The 14970-nt window shown below is 68.2% G+C and carries 19 protein-coding genes; 6 read left to right on the top strand and 13 right to left on the bottom strand.

The genetic code is table 11. The annotated features are described in order from the left end of the window. Positions 1–12 precede the first annotated feature (12 nt). Together ACZY0B_RS18255 and ACZY0B_RS18250 are read left to right on the top strand one after the other, a co-directional pair. Positions 13–669 carry a glycosyltransferase family 2 protein gene (locus ACZY0B_RS18255; RefSeq protein WP_463765603.1) on the top strand — a complete coding sequence of 219 codons (657 nt, stop codon included), beginning with the start codon at positions 13–15 and terminating at the stop codon, positions 667–669. Beyond that, positions 666–1328, top strand: coding sequence for a TIGR04282 family arsenosugar biosynthesis glycosyltransferase (locus ACZY0B_RS18250; protein ID WP_463765602.1), 663 nt, complete (start codon positions 666–668; stop codon positions 1326–1328). Before ACZY0B_RS18255 ends, ACZY0B_RS18250 begins: the two co-directional genes overlap by 4 nt. A 66-nt stretch (positions 1329–1394) precedes the next feature. Here ACZY0B_RS18250 and ACZY0B_RS18245 read toward each other — a convergent pair whose 3' ends face one another. The 12 genes from ACZY0B_RS18245 to ACZY0B_RS18190 all read right to left on the bottom strand — a co-directional run bounded on the left by ACZY0B_RS18245 (position 1395) and on the right by ACZY0B_RS18190 (position 11497). Continuing rightward, entirely contained in the window at positions 1395–2630 is a 1236-nt protein-coding gene (locus ACZY0B_RS18245) for an APC family permease (protein ID WP_463765601.1), read from the bottom strand. 6 nt (positions 2631–2636) lie between these two features. Continuing rightward, positions 2637–3989, bottom strand: coding sequence for a hypothetical protein (locus ACZY0B_RS18240; protein ID WP_463765600.1), 1353 nt, complete (start codon positions 3987–3989; stop codon positions 2637–2639). Positions 3990–4000: 11 nt separating this feature from the next. After that, the gene (gene menE / locus ACZY0B_RS18235) at positions 4001–5101 is read right to left on the bottom strand and encodes an o-succinylbenzoate--CoA ligase (RefSeq protein ID WP_463765599.1); all 1101 of its coding nucleotides are present in this window, start codon (positions 5099–5101) and stop codon (positions 4001–4003) included. 44 nt (positions 5102–5145) lie between these two features. Next, positions 5146–5469: a DUF3349 domain-containing protein gene (locus ACZY0B_RS18230; protein WP_463765598.1), complete on the bottom strand. Its 324-nt coding sequence runs from the start codon at positions 5467–5469 to the stop codon at positions 5146–5148. Positions 5470–5521: 52 nt separating this feature from the next. After that, entirely contained in the window at positions 5522–5821 is a 300-nt protein-coding gene (locus ACZY0B_RS18225) for a hypothetical protein (RefSeq protein ID WP_463765597.1), read from the bottom strand. Beyond that, on the bottom strand, positions 5818–7032 hold the full coding sequence (locus ACZY0B_RS18220; RefSeq protein ID WP_463765596.1) for an anion permease: 1215 nt from the start codon (positions 7030–7032) through the stop codon (positions 5818–5820). The genes ACZY0B_RS18225 and ACZY0B_RS18220 overlap by 4 nt, the downstream gene beginning before the upstream one ends. Before the next feature lie 97 nt (positions 7033–7129). Continuing rightward, positions 7130–7537 (bottom strand): VOC family protein, encoded by a 408-nt coding sequence (locus ACZY0B_RS18215; RefSeq protein WP_463765595.1) that lies wholly within the window; start codon positions 7535–7537, stop codon positions 7130–7132. A gap of 21 nt (positions 7538–7558) precedes the next feature. Beyond that, positions 7559–8194, bottom strand: a complete 636-nt coding sequence (locus tag ACZY0B_RS18210; RefSeq protein WP_463765594.1) for a maleylpyruvate isomerase family mycothiol-dependent enzyme — start codon at positions 8192–8194, stop codon at positions 7559–7561. A 52-nt stretch (positions 8195–8246) separates the two neighbouring features. After that, positions 8247–9143 carry an SDR family oxidoreductase gene (locus tag ACZY0B_RS18205; RefSeq protein ID WP_463765593.1) on the bottom strand — a complete coding sequence of 299 codons (897 nt, stop codon included), beginning with the start codon at positions 9141–9143 and terminating at the stop codon, positions 8247–8249. Positions 9144–9175: 32 nt separating this feature from the next. Further along, positions 9176–10078, bottom strand: a complete 903-nt coding sequence (locus ACZY0B_RS18200) for a 1,4-dihydroxy-2-naphthoyl-CoA synthase (protein WP_463765592.1) — start codon at positions 10076–10078, stop codon at positions 9176–9178. Positions 10079–10091: 13 nt separating this feature from the next. Beyond that, the gene (locus ACZY0B_RS18195; protein WP_463765591.1) at positions 10092–10541 is read right to left on the bottom strand and encodes a nitroreductase family deazaflavin-dependent oxidoreductase; all 450 of its coding nucleotides are present in this window, start codon (positions 10539–10541) and stop codon (positions 10092–10094) included. 14 nt (positions 10542–10555) lie between these two features. After that, entirely contained in the window at positions 10556–11497 is a 942-nt protein-coding gene (locus ACZY0B_RS18190) for an aldo/keto reductase (protein ID WP_463765590.1), read from the bottom strand. Positions 11498–11578: 81 nt separating this feature from the next. Here ACZY0B_RS18190 and ACZY0B_RS18185 point away from each other — a divergent pair, with 81 nt between their 5' ends. Then, the gene (locus ACZY0B_RS18185; protein WP_463765588.1) at positions 11579–12121 is read left to right on the top strand and encodes a TetR/AcrR family transcriptional regulator; all 543 of its coding nucleotides are present in this window, start codon (positions 11579–11581) and stop codon (positions 12119–12121) included. An 88-nt stretch (positions 12122–12209) separates the two neighbouring features. Here the strand turns inward: ACZY0B_RS18185 and ACZY0B_RS18180 are convergent, their stop codons facing one another. Beyond that, positions 12210–12677: a MarR family winged helix-turn-helix transcriptional regulator gene (locus tag ACZY0B_RS18180; protein ID WP_463765587.1), complete on the bottom strand. Its 468-nt coding sequence runs from the start codon at positions 12675–12677 to the stop codon at positions 12210–12212. 96 nt (positions 12678–12773) lie between these two features. Between ACZY0B_RS18180 and ACZY0B_RS18175 the strand changes: the two genes are divergently transcribed. From ACZY0B_RS18175 to ACZY0B_RS18165, 3 genes are all read left to right on the top strand, one after another. After that, complete coding sequence (locus ACZY0B_RS18175) at positions 12774–13397, top strand: NADPH-dependent F420 reductase (protein ID WP_463765586.1); 624 nt, start codon at positions 12774–12776, stop codon at positions 13395–13397. A gap of 96 nt (positions 13398–13493) precedes the next feature. Then, positions 13494–14429, top strand: coding sequence for an SDR family oxidoreductase (locus ACZY0B_RS18170; RefSeq protein WP_463765585.1), 936 nt, complete (start codon positions 13494–13496; stop codon positions 14427–14429). Between the two features lie 46 nt (positions 14430–14475). Continuing rightward, entirely contained in the window at positions 14476–14901 is a 426-nt protein-coding gene (locus ACZY0B_RS18165) for a nuclear transport factor 2-like protein (protein ID WP_463765584.1), read from the top strand. Positions 14902–14970 lie beyond the last annotated feature (69 nt).

Genomic DNA, 14970 nt, shown 5'->3' with positions numbered 1-14970 from the left:
CGGGTTGGCATGATGCCCAGCGATCTGGTCACGGTGGTGCTGCCGTGTCTGAACGAGGAGGAGTCGTTGCCGACGGTGCTGGCGGCCATTCCGGCCGGGTATCGGGCACTGGTGGTGGACAACAACAGCACCGATGACACCGCGGGAGTCGCCACTGCACACGGCGCGCAGGTCGTCGCCGAGCTGCGGCCCGGATACGGGTCGGCGGTGCACGCCGGCGTGGTCGCCGCGACGACGCCGATCGTGGCCGTCATCGACGCCGACGGCTCGATGGATGCCGCCGATTTGCCGCGGCTGGTCGCCGCGCTCGAGCAGGGCGCGGACCTGGCCATCGGCCGGCGCCGGCCCGTTGCCGGGCTGCACTGGCCGTGGGTCGCGCGGGTCGGCACGGTGGTGATGAGCTGGCGGTTGCGGACCCGCCACGGCTTGCCGGTCCACGACATCGCGCCGATGCGGGTCGCCCGCCGGGAGGCGCTGCTGGGCCTGGGCGTCGCCGATCGAAGGTCGGGGTATCCGCTGGAACTGCTGGTGCGCGCCGCGGCCGCGGGCTGGCGCGTGGTCGAGCTCGACGTCAGCTACGGCCCCCGCACCGGCGGCAAGTCGAAAGTCAGCGGGTCGCTGCGGGGCAGCATCATCGCGATCCTGGACTTCTGGAAAGTGATTTCATGACGGACCTACCGGTGACGCTGCTGGTGGTCGCCAAGGCGCCGGAGCCCGGCTTGGCCAAGACGCGGCTCGCCGCGACGGTCGGCGACCGGGTCGCGGCCGACATCGCCGCCGCGGCGTTGCTGGACACGCTGGACGCGGTGGCCGCAGCACCCGTGGCGTCGCGGGTTGTGGCGCTCACCGGCGACCTGGACGCGGCCGCCGCCGCCGCGCAGATCCGGCAGCGGCTCGAGTCGTTCACGGTGATCGAGCAACGCGGTGACGATTTCGCCGACCGGCTGGCCAACGCCCACGCCGACGCCGCCGACGACTTTCCGGTACTGCAGATCGGAATGGACACCCCGCAGGTGACGGCCGCACTGTTGACGGATTGCGCGCGCCGGCTGCTGCTGGCACCGGCCGTGCTCGGGCCGGCCGACGACGGCGGTTGGTGGGTGCTCGGCGTGCGGACCCCGGCGATGGCCGAATGCCTGCGGGCCGTGCCGATGTCTCAACCCGACACCGGAGAGTTGACGTTAAAAGCGTTGCGCGACAACGGTATTGACGTCATACCAGTGGAGCGGCTGACCGACTTCGACGTCGCTGACGACGTCGCCGCGGTACGAGAAGCGTGCGGGCCGCACAGTCGCTTCGCGCGAGCAACCCGAGCGGCCGGACTGTAAGTCGCAAGTGTGCGGCCAGGGCGGCGAGTGTGCATCCCGGGCGCCGTCATTGCCCACTCAAAGCCGTCATCGCACACGCAAAGCCGCTGCGCGCCCGGCGATTCCGACGGCGAAGACCGCCAGCCCGGCGACTGCCGATTCCCACGGCAGCGTGGCGACCAGCACCAGGCACCCGACCAACCCGCAGACGTTCACTACGCGCCGCCGACGCAATGTGTACGCGGCGGCGTTCGCGATCGCGTAGTAGATCAACACCCCGAATGACGAAAAGCCGATCACCCCACGCAGATCGACGGCGCTCACCAGGACGCAGACCACCACGCCGATCGCGATCTCGGCATGGTGCGGCACCCGGTGGCCCGGATGAACCGCCGCCAGCCAGCCCGGCAGATCCCGATGCCGGGCCATCGCCAACACGGTGCGCCCGAGGCCGGCGATCAGTGCCAGCAGTGCGCCCAGGCTGGCCAGCGCGGCCCCGACCGATATCACCGGCACCAGCGCGGCGGGGGCACCGGCGGCCCGGACCGCCTCAGCCAGTGGGGCAGTGGCATTCGCGAGCCGGTCGGGCCCCGCGGCCAGCAGCGCGGCCACCGCGACAACCAGATAGATCGCCACCGCGATCGCCAGGGCCAGGGTTATCGCCCGGGGGATGGCGCGGGCCGGGTCGCGCACCTCCTCGCCCATCGTCGCGATCCGCGCATACCCGGCGAACGCGAAAAACAGCAGCCCCGCCGACTGAAGCACCCCGTAGATCGTGAACTCCGACCCACTCAGGTGCGACGCGTCCGGTTTGCTCGCGGCGATACCAATGACCACGGCGGCCAGCGCAATCAAGCTGCATGCCAACAGAATTCGGGCCAGTATCGCGGTCTTGGTGACTCCGCGATAGTTCAGCGTGGTCAGCAGTATCACGGCGGCGATCCCGACGATTCGCTGCACCCACACGGCTGCCCCGGGAATCGCGTAGGCGGCGACGGTGAGCGCCATCGCCGCGCACGAGGCGGTCTTGCCGACCACGAATCCCCATCCGGCGATGAAGCCCCACCACGGGCCGAGGCGTTCACGCCCGTAGATATACGTCCCGCCCGATGTTGGATATACCGCGGCCAGTTGCGCAGACGAGGTGGCGTTGCAGTAGGCGATCACGGCGGCCAGCGCCAACCCGATCAGCAGGCCCGTGCCGGCGGCCCGGGCAGCCGGGCCGAACGCGGCGAACACCCCGGCGCCGATCATCGACCCCAGCCCGATGACGACCGCGTCGGTCGTATTGAGTCGGCGCGCCAGTCCGGGCTGTTCTGTCATGTCCGCCTACCAGTGCGTGACCAGGACGGTGTTCACCAGCAGCGCGCCGGCGGCGTTGACCGTCAGCCACAGCCGGTGTGACCGGACCGGCAGCAGCGCGGGTGCGGCGGTCAGCCAGATGGTGAACGGCAGCCAGATCCGTTCCACCTCGGCCTTACTCAGCATGCTCAGGTCCGCGCAGGCGATCGCGGCCAGCATGGCCAGCAACAGCAGGTGAAACCCGGAGCGGCGACGGATGGCGGCAACGTCGAACGCCCGGGTGATGCCCGCGACGCTGCCCAGCCCGATCGCGCACACCACGCACGCCAGATTGGCCCACCACCAGTACTGGAACGGCCGGTCTTTGGCAATTCCCTGCCAATAGCGTTGCTGCACAAGGTTGTAGCCGTCGAACCAGTAAAACCCCGCGATGGCGAAGGTCACCGCGACCGCCAGCGCGGTCAACGTGGCGGGGCCCAGGACCCGCAGCGCCGCTCGAAAGTTATTGGCCGAAACCAGCACCGCCGCGGCGGGCAGGCCCATCAACATCAGGCCGTAGCTGAGGAAGACGCCCCAGCCGAGCAGCAGGCCCGCGGCGGCCGCGACCAGTGCGGGGAACCGAACCTGTCGGTGCACGGCCACCGCCAGCAGCGCGATGCCCCACGCCGCGACGCCGGCGAAGTAGCCGTCGGCCGAGACCGCCACCCAGATCGCCGTCGGGGCTATCGCGACGAACGGAGCGGCGCGCCGCGCGGTCTGCTCGTCGGCCAACGCGCGGATGGCGATCACCGCGGCCGCCGTCGCGCTGGAGCCGACCAGCAGGCACAGCAGCCCCGCCCACGCGCCGCCGTGCAGGCCGATCCGGTCCAGCCAGACGAATGTCAGCAGGGCGCCCGGCGGATGCCCGGAAACATGGGTGATCCAGGAGTTGGGCTGGTAGTCGAGAATCCGGCTGGAAAACGTGCGCACCGTCGCCGGGATGTCGGTGATGCCGGGCACCTGCGTCACGTACTCGTCCCTGGTGGTCAACCGGCCCGCGAAGCCGCGCTGCCACCCGTCGATCATCGCCAGCGCGAACGCCCACCCGCAGCCGAGCGCCCAGGTGCCCAGCGTCAGCGTCCGCCACGAAAGGCGTTGAGCTGCAAGGGGTCCCCAGGCCACGGCGGCGACGGCGAGCAGAATCGCCGGCACGGTTCCCCAGCTGGCGTGGATCTCCCAGGCCCCGAACAGTGGGGCCGCTTGGGCGTGCGTGGCGAAGCGCTCCGGGCCGATGTCGAGGCGCGGTCGGACCCCCCAATCCAGCGACGGCAGCACGACCGCGGCCGCCACCAGGCCGGCACCGGCCGCGACGGCAAGCATCTCTCGGCGAGCAACCCTCACGATCGACCAGCCTATTGATTGGCGGCGAACCGGCGCATCAACGCCGTCCGGTCCACCTTGCCGATGCCGCGGCGCGGCAACGCGTCGACGATGTGCAACTCGCGCGGCGCGGCGGTGCTGTCCAGGGTGAGCGCCACATGCGCCCGCAGCGCGTCCAGCGTCGGCGGGGGAAAACCGTCCCGCACCACGACGGCCGCGACCACCCGCTGCCCCAACCGGTCGTCTGCGATTCCGAACACCGCGCAGTCGCCGACGGCGGGGTGGGTGCAGACCGCCGCCTCGACCGGCTGCGGCAGCACCGTCAAGCCGCCCGTGCTGATCGCGTCGTCGGCGCGGCCCAACACGGTCAACACGCCGGACTCGTCGACGGCGCCCAGGTCGTCGGTGCGAAACCAGCCGAGCTCGGCGAACGGGTCGGGATCAACCGGGTTGCGATAGCCCTTGGCCACCGTGGCGCCGCCGATCACGATGCGGCTGTCGGCCTGCAGCCGCAACTGCACACCGTCCAGCGCGACACCGTCGTAGACGCAGCCCCCGGCGGTCTCGCTCATGCCGTAGGTGCGGACCACCGCGATCCCTGCGGCCGCCGCGGCGTCGAGCACCGGGTGCGGAGCCGGCCCGCCGCCGAGCAATACGGCATCCAATTCGGCGAGCGCAGCCGCGGCCGCCGGATCACCGAGCGCCTTGGCCAGTTGGGCGGCAACCAGCGACGTGTACCGCCGTCCGGGCCCCAATTTGCCTACCGCGCGCGGCAATTCGCCGGGGTCGAACCCGGAGGAGACGTTCAGCTCGACGGGGTCCGAACCGGCGAGCACGCTGCGCACCAGCACTTGGATTCCGGCGATGTGATACGGCGGCAACGCCAGCAGCCAGCCGCCCGGTCCGCCGAGACGGTCGTGGGTGGCGGCCGCGCTGGCGGCCAGGGCCGCGGCAGTGAGCATGGCGCCCTTGGGTGCACCGGTGGTACCCGAAGTCGTTGCCACCAGGGCAATGTCGTCGTCGATGGCCTCGCCTACGCGCAAGGCCTGCAGCTCGGCCGCGGAATCCGGTGGTGCCGCAACGAAAGCCGGGTCACGACCGGCCAGCACCCGCTCCAGGGCGGGTAGCAGCACTGAGGCCGAGGAGCCGGGGGAGACGGTGAGTCCACGCAGAACAGCTATGCGTGGGCTCCGCCATCGAGCTCGTCGTACTCATCGTCGTGCGGGTCGTCCAGTGGCCAGCCCTGGGCCTGCAACCGGGCGCGTACCCGCTCGACGTCCTCCTCGGAGGGCAGCTCGTCGGTGAGCTTGCTGATCATCACGCCGATGTCGATCTTGTCGAAATCGCCGCGCATCATCAGCTCGTTGGCCACGAGCTTGACCTCGTCGTTCGACAATCGGTTGGCCAGCAGGGCCAGCAGGGCGAACGTATCGGTCGGTGGAATTCCTTCCGGATAGCCCGCGCGTAACCACGAGACAACCGAGGTAAGGAATCGGTTCATTCGATCAACTCCGCCCGGGGGGCTCGGTAGTTCGGTGGACGACGATTCGATGCTACTTAATCTTGGCGCCTAGGAAGGGATACCCCGTGTGGTGCGCAATGAAATCGCGGGCGATGTACAGCACCCCGATGACGATCACCGTGACGACCAGCGCGTAAATCAGCCACGCCAGGCCGGATAACACCGGATTCCGCTGCGCCGTGGCGCCGTCAGCGCCAACTCCTCCGGCGCCGAGAGCCTGCAGCCGGATTCCGACGGCGAACAGCCCCGGCAGGAAGGCGCCGGCCAGCATGCTGAAGAGCAGAATCTTCAGCGTCGCCTCGTAGTTGAACCAATCGCCGAAGTGACTCATGAAGCGCTCCCCGCACTGACCGTGTCGTCGCCCACCCGAGGACCCTGATCGCTCGGTGGCTTTTGGCTGTCCGAGTCCAGTCCGGCGGTCAGGTCGCCTTCCCACTCGGCGTTGACGTTGGTGTGGTCGACCTTGGTCTTGCGCGACCGCAGGTAGATCACGGTCGACACCGCGACCAGCAGCGCGAAGCCGACGACGGCGCCGGGGTAGCCGCCGATGTAGTGGACGATCCAGTAGGTGACGGCCCCGACCAAACCGGCCAGCGGAAGCGTCACCAGCCACGCGACGGCCATTCGCCCGGCGACGCCCCAGCGGACCTCACCGCCGGGCTTGCCCAGCCCGCTGCCCATCACCGAACCGGTGCAGACCTGGGTGGTCGACAGCGCGTAGCCGAAGTGTGCGGAGAGCAGAATGACTGCGGCCGAAGAGGATTCGGCGGCCATTCCCTGGGGCGACTGGATCTCGACGAGTCCCTTGCCCAGGGTGCGGATGATGCGCCAGCCGCCCAGGTAGGTACCCGTCGCCATCGCCAGGGCGCAAGCCACGATGACCCACAGTGGCGGGACCGCGGCGCTCTTGCTGACCGACCCGTAAGACATCAGCGCCAGGAAGATGATGCCCATCGTCTTCTGGGCGTCGTTGGTGCCGTGCGCCAGCGAAACCAGCGACGCGGAACCGATCTGGCCGCGCCGGAAGCCGGCCTCGGTGCGCTCCTTCTGCAGGCCCCGGGTGATCCGGTAGACCAACCAGGTCGCGAGCGCCCCGACCAGGATGGCCAGGAACACCGACACGACGGCCGGGATGATCGCCTTGGACATCACGCCCTTCCAGATCACCCCGTGCGCGCCGACGGCAGCAATCGTGGCACCGACGATGCCGCCGATCAGTGCGTGTGAGGAGCTCGAGGGGATACCGAGGAGCCAGGTCAGCAGGTTCCAAACGACGCCGCCGACCAGGCCGGCGAAGACCAATTCCAGTGTGACGACGCTCGAATCGATCAGGCCTTTGGCGATCGTCGCCGCGACGGTGGTGGACAGGAAGGCCCCCACCAGGTTGAGAACCGCGGACAGCGCGACGGCCGTCTTGGGCTTCAGCGCGCCACTGGCGATGGAGGTCGCCATTGCATTCGCGGTGTCATGGAAACCGTTGGTGAAATCGAAGGCTAATGCCGTGACTACGACAATGATCAAGAGGAACAGTTGTATGTCCACAGCGCCTGATTCTGGTGGTTGGGGAATTAAATTGTCGAATGCTGGCACCGGCGAAACTCAAGTAAATATTGACTCGTCGCCAGATGTTACCTGTCAGTTAACCGGACTTTCCCTGTTGTTCACCTCGGGTGTCTCGGCGCAACGGGTGGTCACCCGGGACCTCGACGAAGATCAGCGTAATCCCATCGGGATCGGTTACGTGCATCTCCTTCAGCCCCCACGGTTCACGCCGCGCCTCGCGGGCAATCGGCACCCCGCGACCGATCAGCTCGGCCTGGGTTGCCTCGATGTCGCGGACCTGTAGCCACAGTGCGCCCGGGAAGGGTCCCCGGGAATGGTCGGGGGAGCCGTAACCGGCGAGCTCCAGTAGCCCCTGGCCGGTGAAAAACACTGTGCCGGCACCATACTCGCGGAAGGTAGCCAGCCCGATCTCGTCGCGGTAGAAGCTCAACGACCGCTGATAGTCGGCCGGCCGGAGCAGCATCCGGCTAGCCAGGATCTCCATAGCGTCGTGTCTATCACGTCGCTATCGGGCCGCCCCGACGCATCGGCTTTGCAGCGTGGCCGCGCCCGGGCCGGCGAGGTCGTCGCACGCGCTGGCCCGCCCGGTCATGGCGAGCAACAGCGACAGCAACGGCCCCTGGACCGCGGGGCCCTGTCCGTGCTGCCAGTCGTCGTCGGTGGCGTGCAGGGTCAGCCCGGCGATGCGTTTCTTGGCGCCGATGAGCATGTTGGAGCCCTTGTAGAAGTCGAGTACCTGACGAACGGTGCCCACGTCGTAGGTGTGCGGGATGCCCAGCGGGCGGCGGATGTCGGCGCCGTGGATCACCACCTCACCGAGCCAGGAGGCTTTGGGGCCCGGCGGTGCCGAGGTGGAGTTCTGCCGTCCGCGGAACTCGCTCAGGGTGGCGGCCGGATCGGGGCCGCGGTGCTTACCGATCTGCTCGTTGGCGAACCGATCGAAGTTGAAGCCGGCTTTGGCGATGCTCAGCAGGAAGGTGGCCGGGTTCAGTGAGGCCGTCGCCGACAGATGCGCGACCAAGTCGCGGACCGTCCAATCCGGGCACAGCGACGGCGTATCCCATTGCGGCGGCGTCAGGCCGGCGAGATCATCGGCGAGCGCGCCGCGCTCTTTCGCGATGGTGGTCCACAGATCGGACATGGCAACCTCCCGAAGGTAGGGCTCGTCGCGACCGTAACACTCGCCTGCGGCCTCAGCTATCGCCTTCGCGGTTGGGTTGCAGGTTCTGGCGTTGCATGAGGGTGTTCACCCAGCGGGGCCCGACGGTGTCCAGCGCCCTGGCCGCGATCGCCATCCGCGGGGCGATTCGCACCGGCCGCGTGCGGGCGGCGGTGACCATCCACTCGGCGGCTTCTTCCGATGTCAGTGCCGGTAACCCGTCGTAGGCCTTTGTCGGCGCGATCATTTCAGTGGCCACCAGCGGGTAGTACAGCGTCGTCGAATGCACACCGCGTCGACCCCACTCGGTTTCGGCGACGCGGCTCACTGCTGACAGCGCGGCCTTGGATGCGTTGTAGGGCGCGAACAATGGTGAAGCCTCCGACAGCACTCCCCAGGTCGAGACATTGATGATGTGGCCGTCGCCGCGATCCAGCATTCCCGGCGCGAGCCCGCGGATCAGCCGCAGCGGCGCGTAGTAATTGAGCACGATGGTCCGCTCGACGTCGTGCCAGCGCTCCAGCGACTCGGCCAACGGCCGCCGGATGGACCGGCCGGCGTTGTTGATCAAGATGTCGACCCCGCCGAGACGCTTTTCGACGTCGGCGACCAACGCGTCCACGGCGTCCATGTCCGAGACGTCGCACGGGATCGACAGCGCCGTGCCGCCCGCGGCGGTGATCCGGTCCACCAGCGCGTCGAGGCGGTCCTGGCGGCGGGCGACGACCACCACGGTGGCGCCGTGCTGGGCTAACTGTTCGGCGCCGGCTTCGCCGATGCCCGACGATGCCCCGGTCAGCAGGATCCGCTTCCCGTCCAGGTCGATCGGCTTCATCGCGGGGCGGTTGACCAGCACTTGCGGTGACATGGGCGGCCGCATGCTGGCCAGCACTATCTGGTCGGCGAACCGGCGAAGCGGACTCTTGCTCACAGGCCCGCAGTCTAGGCGGCGGCCCCGGCCGCTCAGAAATAGCGCGGGAACGGGCTCCAGTCCGGGGCGCGCTTCTCCAGGAAGGCGTCGCGGCCCTCGACCGCCTCGTCGGTCATGTAGGCCAGCCGGGTGGCCTCCCCGGCGAACAGCTGCTGGCCCACCAGGCCGTCGTCGAGCAGGTTGAATGCGAACTTGAGCATCCGTTGCGCCTGAGGGGATTTGGCGTTGATCTCGGCGGCCCACTGGATACCGACCTGCTCCAGCTCGGCGTGCTCGACGACCTCGTTGACCGCGCCCATGTGGTGCATCTGCTCGGCGCTGTAGGGGCGCCCCAGGAAGAAGACCTCGCGGGCGAACTTCTGGCCGACCTGACGGGCCAGGTACGCGCTGCCGTAGCCGCCGTCGAAGCTGCCGACGTCGGCGTCGGTCTGCTTGAAGCGGGCGTGCTCGCGGCTGGCCAGGGTGAGGTCGCAGACCACGTGCAGGCTGTGCCCGCCGCCGGCGGCCCAGCCGTTGACCAGGCAGATGACCACCTTGGGCATGAACCGGATCAGCCGCTGCACTTCGAGGATGTGCAGCCGCCCGGCGCGGGCGGCGTCGACGGTGTCGGCGGTCTCGCCGGAGGCGTATTGATAGCCCGAGCGCCCGCGGATGCGCTGATCGCCGCCGGAGCAAAACGCCCAGCCGCCATCCTTCGGCGAAGGGCCGTTGCCGGTCAGCAGCACCACGCCCACGTCGGGGGACATCCGGGCATGGTCGAGCACCTGGTACAGCTCGTCGACGGTGTGCGGCCGAAACGCGTTGCGCACCTCGGGACGGTTGAAGGCCACCCGCACCGTGGCGTCGTCGACGTGGCGGTGGTAGGTGATGTCGGTCAGATCGCCGAAGCCGTCCACGGGGCGCCACGCTTGCGCATCAAATGGGTTGTCACTCAAGGCTGTTCAACTCCTATGCCGGGTCAAGACGGAACACGGCGCAACGGCCGGCCAGCGCCTCGAACTCGTCGGGACGGCCTTCGGTGACCAGGCCGGCCCGCTTCATGAATCCCACACCGGTGGGCACCTCTTGAGGGAACACCCGCAGAATCGGTCGCGCGTCGGCCGCGGACAACTCCACCATCCGCACCCGCTGGGTGTGGCGACCGCGTGCCACGGTTGCCAGCCCGGCGGCCCGCGCGTTGGCCACCCAGTCGGCGCCCGGAAAGCCGGCGACGACGTACTGTTTGCCGTCGACGGTCATCGGCGTCACCGGCGTGGAGCGCTCGCGTCCCGATTTGCGTCCCGGCACCGTCAGCACGACGGGGCTCTCGCCGCCGAAACTCATTCCCAGCCGCGACATCTGGATGAAAACTTTGTTCGCCGGTTTCAGCCACCAGGGCGGCGTGATCCGTTCAGCCATGCTTGTCACAGTAGTCAGGTCTGCGGCGCCTCCAGGAAGGGTTCGACACCGAGCGCCCACGGGTCTGCCCCCGGGGTGGTGACGGCGTCCAACCGGGCGATCGCCTCGGCGCTCAGCGTGACGTCCCCCGCGCCGATGTTCTCCTCGAGGTGCGCGACCGACTTTGTTCCCGGGATCAGCAACACGTTCGGCGCGTGAGCGAGCAACCAGGCCAACCCGACCTGGGCCGGTGTGGCGCCGAGTTCGCCGGCGATGTCGACCACCACGGGGTTGCCGGTGGCCTTGGGGAAGCCCGGGAACGCCGACCCGAGCGGGAAGTAGGGCACCCACGCGATGTCCTCGTCCACGCAGACGTCGACCATCTCTTCTTGGGAGCGGTCGAGCAGGCTGTAAGCGTTTTGCACGCACACAATGCCCGCCGGCAATGCGCTCTGCAGCACCTCGAGCGGCACACTGCTGATCCCGATCTCGCCGACCTTGCCCTCATCGCGCAGCGCGATCATCTCGGCCAGCTGGTCGTCGAGGTCGACGATCTGGTCGCCCTCGGCACCCACACCGGGGCCGAGATCCATGCGCCGCAAATTGACCACCGGGATGCGGTCCAGGCCGAGCTCGCGCAGGTCGTCCTCGACGGCGGCACGCAGCTCGGCGGGCTTCTGCGCGGCGGTCAGGGGTATCGGATCTTCGCCCGTGTATCGCGCGCCGACCTTGCTGACGATGACGAGGTCGTCGGGGTAGGGAGCGAGTGCCGTGCGGATCCGGCGGTTCACCTCGCCGGGGCCATAGAACGACGCGGTGTCGATGTGGTTGACGCCGAGTTCGACGGCGCGACGCAGCACGGCGGCCGCGTCCTCGACAGACGCGGCCTCGAACAGTTGCATGGCGCCGTAGCCGACGCGGCTCACCGTGAACGTGCCGATATCACTGGTACCGCCGGGCTGTGGTTTGTCCGTCATGGTGCTCCCTTGTGCCAGACTGGAGAAATGCGGAGGTCCCTCCGCTTCTCTCAACGTAGCAGAAACGGAGGAACCTCCGCTTTGGCTGAACGGTCTGATGCGCGCCGCAATCGCGAAAGACTGCTTGAGGTGGCCACCGCCGCATTCGCCACCGCGGAAGGGCGGCCGGTTTCGCTCGAGTCGATTGCCCGCGACGCGGGCGTCGGGATCGGCACGCTGTACCGCCACTTTCCCAACCGCGAGGCCCTCGTCGAGACGATCTACCGGGCGGAGCTCGCCGAGGTCGCGGCGGCGGCCGAGCAGCTGCTCAAGCGGCATCCGCCGAAGACAGCCCTGCGGCGCTGGATGGACCGCTACGCCGGCTTCGTGGCCGCCAAGCGCGGGATGGCCGAGTCGTTGCACGCGATCTTCGACTCCGGCGCCATGGAGCCCAGTCAGACTCGCGACAGCATTGTGGGTGCCGTCGAGATGCTGTTGCGGGCCGGTGCCGACGACGCGACCCTGCGCGCCGACGTGCAGGCCGACGATGTGGTGTCCAGTCTGATCGGCATCTTTCTGGCCAGCAGTTCGCCGGAGCAGCGGGGCCGCATGCTCGACCTGCTGGTCGCAGGGATCGCGTGCTAGCCCCGCCTCCCTGCCGAGCGTGAAGCCAGCTTTCAAGCCAGCATGAAGGTCAACACCTCACGGCCGATGAAGGCTATGAGGGCTCGTCTTAGGCGGGGGAGTCGTCGTCTTTGGCCAGGTGGCGCAGGACTCGTTCGTTGAGGGCGGCGAGCATTTCGAGCTCGGCCGGGGTAAGCAGGTCGATGAAGTTCCGGCGGACGTCCTCCACGTGCCGCGGCGCCGCCTTCTCAACGGCGGCGCGGCCAGCCGGCAGCAGGCAGACCATGGTGCTGCGGGCGTCGTCGGGGTTGGGCTCGCGACAGATCAGCCCGTCGTTCTGCATGCGCCGCACCTGGTGGGAGACACGGCTCTTCTCCCAGCCCAGCGCATTGCACAGTTGGCGCGCGGGCATGCGGTCCCCGTCGTGCTCCGAGAGCACCGCCAGGACCTGGTAGTCGGCCCCCGACAAGCCCGACTCCTGCAGGCCGCGGTTCAGGTGCGCGCCGAGCTGATGATGCGCGTGCTGGAAGGCCCGCCAGGCGCGGTCTTCACGAGGGCTCAGCCAGGTCGGTTCCATCAGCCCATGCTACCCCGATTGGTTGACGCATCACCCATTTCTACATATGGTTGAGTAGTCAACCTTTTCGATCGTCAATCAAGACGGGAGTACGTCATGAGCACCGTCAGCATCATCGGCTCGGGGAACATGGCCAGTGCCATCGGCGCCCTGGCCGTCAAGGGCGGCAACGCCGTCGAAGTCATTTCTCGCGATCCAGCCAAGGCCGCAGCCCTGGCCAAGGAGATCGGCAACGGCGCCACGGTCGGAACGTGGGGCGCCGCCCCTGCCGGCGAGATCGTCATCCTCGCCGTCCTGTTCGACAGCGCCGTGCCGGTCGTCAGTCAGTACGGGGACGCGCTGGCCGGAAAGATCATCGTCGACATCACCAACACCTTCTCCCCCGACGCCAAGGGCCTTGTCACCCCCGACGGCAGTTCCGGCGCGCAGGAGATCGCGAAGGCCGCAACCGAAAGCGCCCATGTCGTCAAGGCGTTCAACACCCTCTTCCGCGACGTCCTGGCTGCAGGCGGCCCGCTGGACGTGTTCATGGCCGGCGATGACGCGCAGGCCAAAGCGAGCGTGTCAGCGTTCATCACGAGCCTCGGACTGCGCCCGCTGGACACCGGCGACCTGAGCATGGCGCACTGGCTGGAGGGCGCGGGCCTCTTGGAGATGGGCCTCATGACCCATTCCGTCAAGCACACCAACTTCTGCCTCGGCGTCAACATTCTCAGCTGAGCGCACCAGCACCACCACTTCTTGCGCTCCATGACGCCAGTCGTTCTGCGGCACGAGAAGAACACCCACTCCACCTACCGTCAGAAGGAAAGCCACATGCGTGTTTTCGTTACCGGAGGGACCGGCCATGCCGGTTCGTACATCGTCCCCGAGCTCATAGCCGCCGGACACGAGGTCACCGGTCTGGCCCGGTCGGAGATGTCCGCAGCGGCCCTGTCCGCGGTCGGGGCGAAGGTGCGTCGCGGCAGCCTCGAGGATCTCGACGGGCTCAAGGAGGCGGCCGCGGACTCCGACGGCGTCATCCACGTCGCACACAGGCAAGACTTGCTTCCTTCCGGCGGAATGGACGCCGTGGCCGATGCGGAGCTCCCGATCATGCTCGCGTACGGCGAGGCACTGGCGGGGACCGGAAAGCCGCTGGTCGCGGCCGGCAGCATAGGCTCGGCCGGGGTCCTGGGCCGACCGGCCACCGAGGAGGACCCGGCCCTGCCCAGCGGCGATGAGTACAAGGGCACCCTGCGGGTTCGGAACGTCGTGGAACGCGCCGTAGTCGGTCTCGCCGAGCAGGGAGTGCGGTCTTCGATCGTGCGGCTTCCGCTCATCGCGCACAGCACGACCGACAGTGCCGGGTTCCTCCCAGGGCTGATCGGGACCGCGAAGGAGAAGGGCGTCGCCGGTTACCCCGGAGAGGGCGCGAACCTGTGGTGCGCCGTGCACATTCGCGATGTCGCCTCCGTGTTCCGTTTGGCGCTGGAGAAGGGTCCGGCCGGCAAATATTGGCACGCGATTGCGGAAGGGGGCATCCCGTTCCGTGAGATCGCCGAGGCCATTGGCAGCCATCTGGACTTACCCGCCGTGAGCGTTCCCGTGGACGTTCTGATGCTGCCGGGATACTTTGGGCCCCTTACGAATTTGGTCACGGGGTCCTTCCCGGCGACCAGCCTTATCACGCGCCAGACGCTGGGCTGGGAACCCGCTCAGCCCGGCCTGTTCGCCGATTTGGACAACGGCAATTACTTCCCGGCCGGCTGACGGCCTAAGCGCGCCGACCGAGTCTCACCCGCTACGAGGAGTAACGATGACCACGTTCGCCCCGCACCGCGACACCTTGGAGTCTTTCGTCGACTGCATCAACGGCGGCGCAGACAAAGACACCCTCACAGTTTTGCTCGCCGAGAATGTGCGGCTGTACGGCCCGTTCGGCGATGAGCCAGTCGTCGGCCGTAAGGCCGCTGTCGAAACAATAAAGACCGTTAACGGACTGTCGTCCGACGACACCTATCTGGAGGTCCTCAGCGGCGAGACGCACCACGCCGCGCACTTCCGGCTGCAAGTCGGAGACGCCGCGGTCAACGGAATCTTCTTCGTCCTGCTCGACGAGGACGACAAGATCGCCGAGGTGAGCATCTTTTACCGCACGCTGCCGGCCGGCGTCGCGCTGCAGCGCAACCTTGCGGATGCGATCGGCATGCAGCCCTGGGAACTGCGCACAAATGGGGAGTAACAACCGAGGCCGTGCCCTCCTTCACGAGGGCTCCGCCGGTTCGGTCGATTTCCAAAAGCCTCCACGCCT

The organism is Mycobacterium sp. IDUB_19, assembly GCF_055419445.1.
This window is presented reverse-complemented; position numbering and strand designations above follow the sequence as displayed.

Excerpts from the sequence above, each read along its gene's own strand:
- ACZY0B_RS18245 (WP_463765601.1), bottom strand. The coding sequence starts at position 2,630 with ATGACAGAACAGCCCGGACTGGCGCGCCGACTCAATACGACCGACGCG.
- ACZY0B_RS18250 (WP_463765602.1), top strand. The coding sequence starts at position 666 with ATGACGGACCTACCGGTGACGCTGCTGGTGGTCGCCAAGGCGCCGGAG.
- ACZY0B_RS18255 (WP_463765603.1), top strand. The coding sequence starts at position 13 with ATGCCCAGCGATCTGGTCACGGTGGTGCTGCCGTGTCTGAACGAGGAG.
- ACZY0B_RS18210 (WP_463765594.1), bottom strand. The coding sequence starts at position 8,194 with ATGTCCGATCTGTGGACCACCATCGCGAAAGAGCGCGGCGCGCTCGCC.
- ACZY0B_RS18195 (WP_463765591.1), bottom strand. The coding sequence starts at position 10,541 with ATGGCTGAACGGATCACGCCGCCCTGGTGGCTGAAACCGGCGAACAAA.
- ACZY0B_RS18175 (WP_463765586.1), top strand. The coding sequence starts at position 12,774 with ATGAGCACCGTCAGCATCATCGGCTCGGGGAACATGGCCAGTGCCATC.
- ACZY0B_RS18190 (WP_463765590.1), bottom strand. The coding sequence starts at position 11,497 with ATGACGGACAAACCACAGCCCGGCGGTACCAGTGATATCGGCACGTTC.
- ACZY0B_RS18230 (WP_463765598.1), bottom strand. The coding sequence starts at position 5,469 with ATGAACCGATTCCTTACCTCGGTTGTCTCGTGGTTACGCGCGGGCTAT.
- ACZY0B_RS18170 (WP_463765585.1), top strand. The coding sequence starts at position 13,494 with ATGCGTGTTTTCGTTACCGGAGGGACCGGCCATGCCGGTTCGTACATC.
- ACZY0B_RS18215 (WP_463765595.1), bottom strand. The coding sequence starts at position 7,537 with ATGGAGATCCTGGCTAGCCGGATGCTGCTCCGGCCGGCCGACTATCAG.
- ACZY0B_RS18225 (WP_463765597.1), bottom strand. The coding sequence starts at position 5,821 with ATGAGTCACTTCGGCGATTGGTTCAACTACGAGGCGACGCTGAAGATT.
- ACZY0B_RS18165 (WP_463765584.1), top strand. The coding sequence starts at position 14,476 with ATGACCACGTTCGCCCCGCACCGCGACACCTTGGAGTCTTTCGTCGAC.
- ACZY0B_RS18180 (WP_463765587.1), bottom strand. The coding sequence starts at position 12,677 with ATGGAACCGACCTGGCTGAGCCCTCGTGAAGACCGCGCCTGGCGGGCC.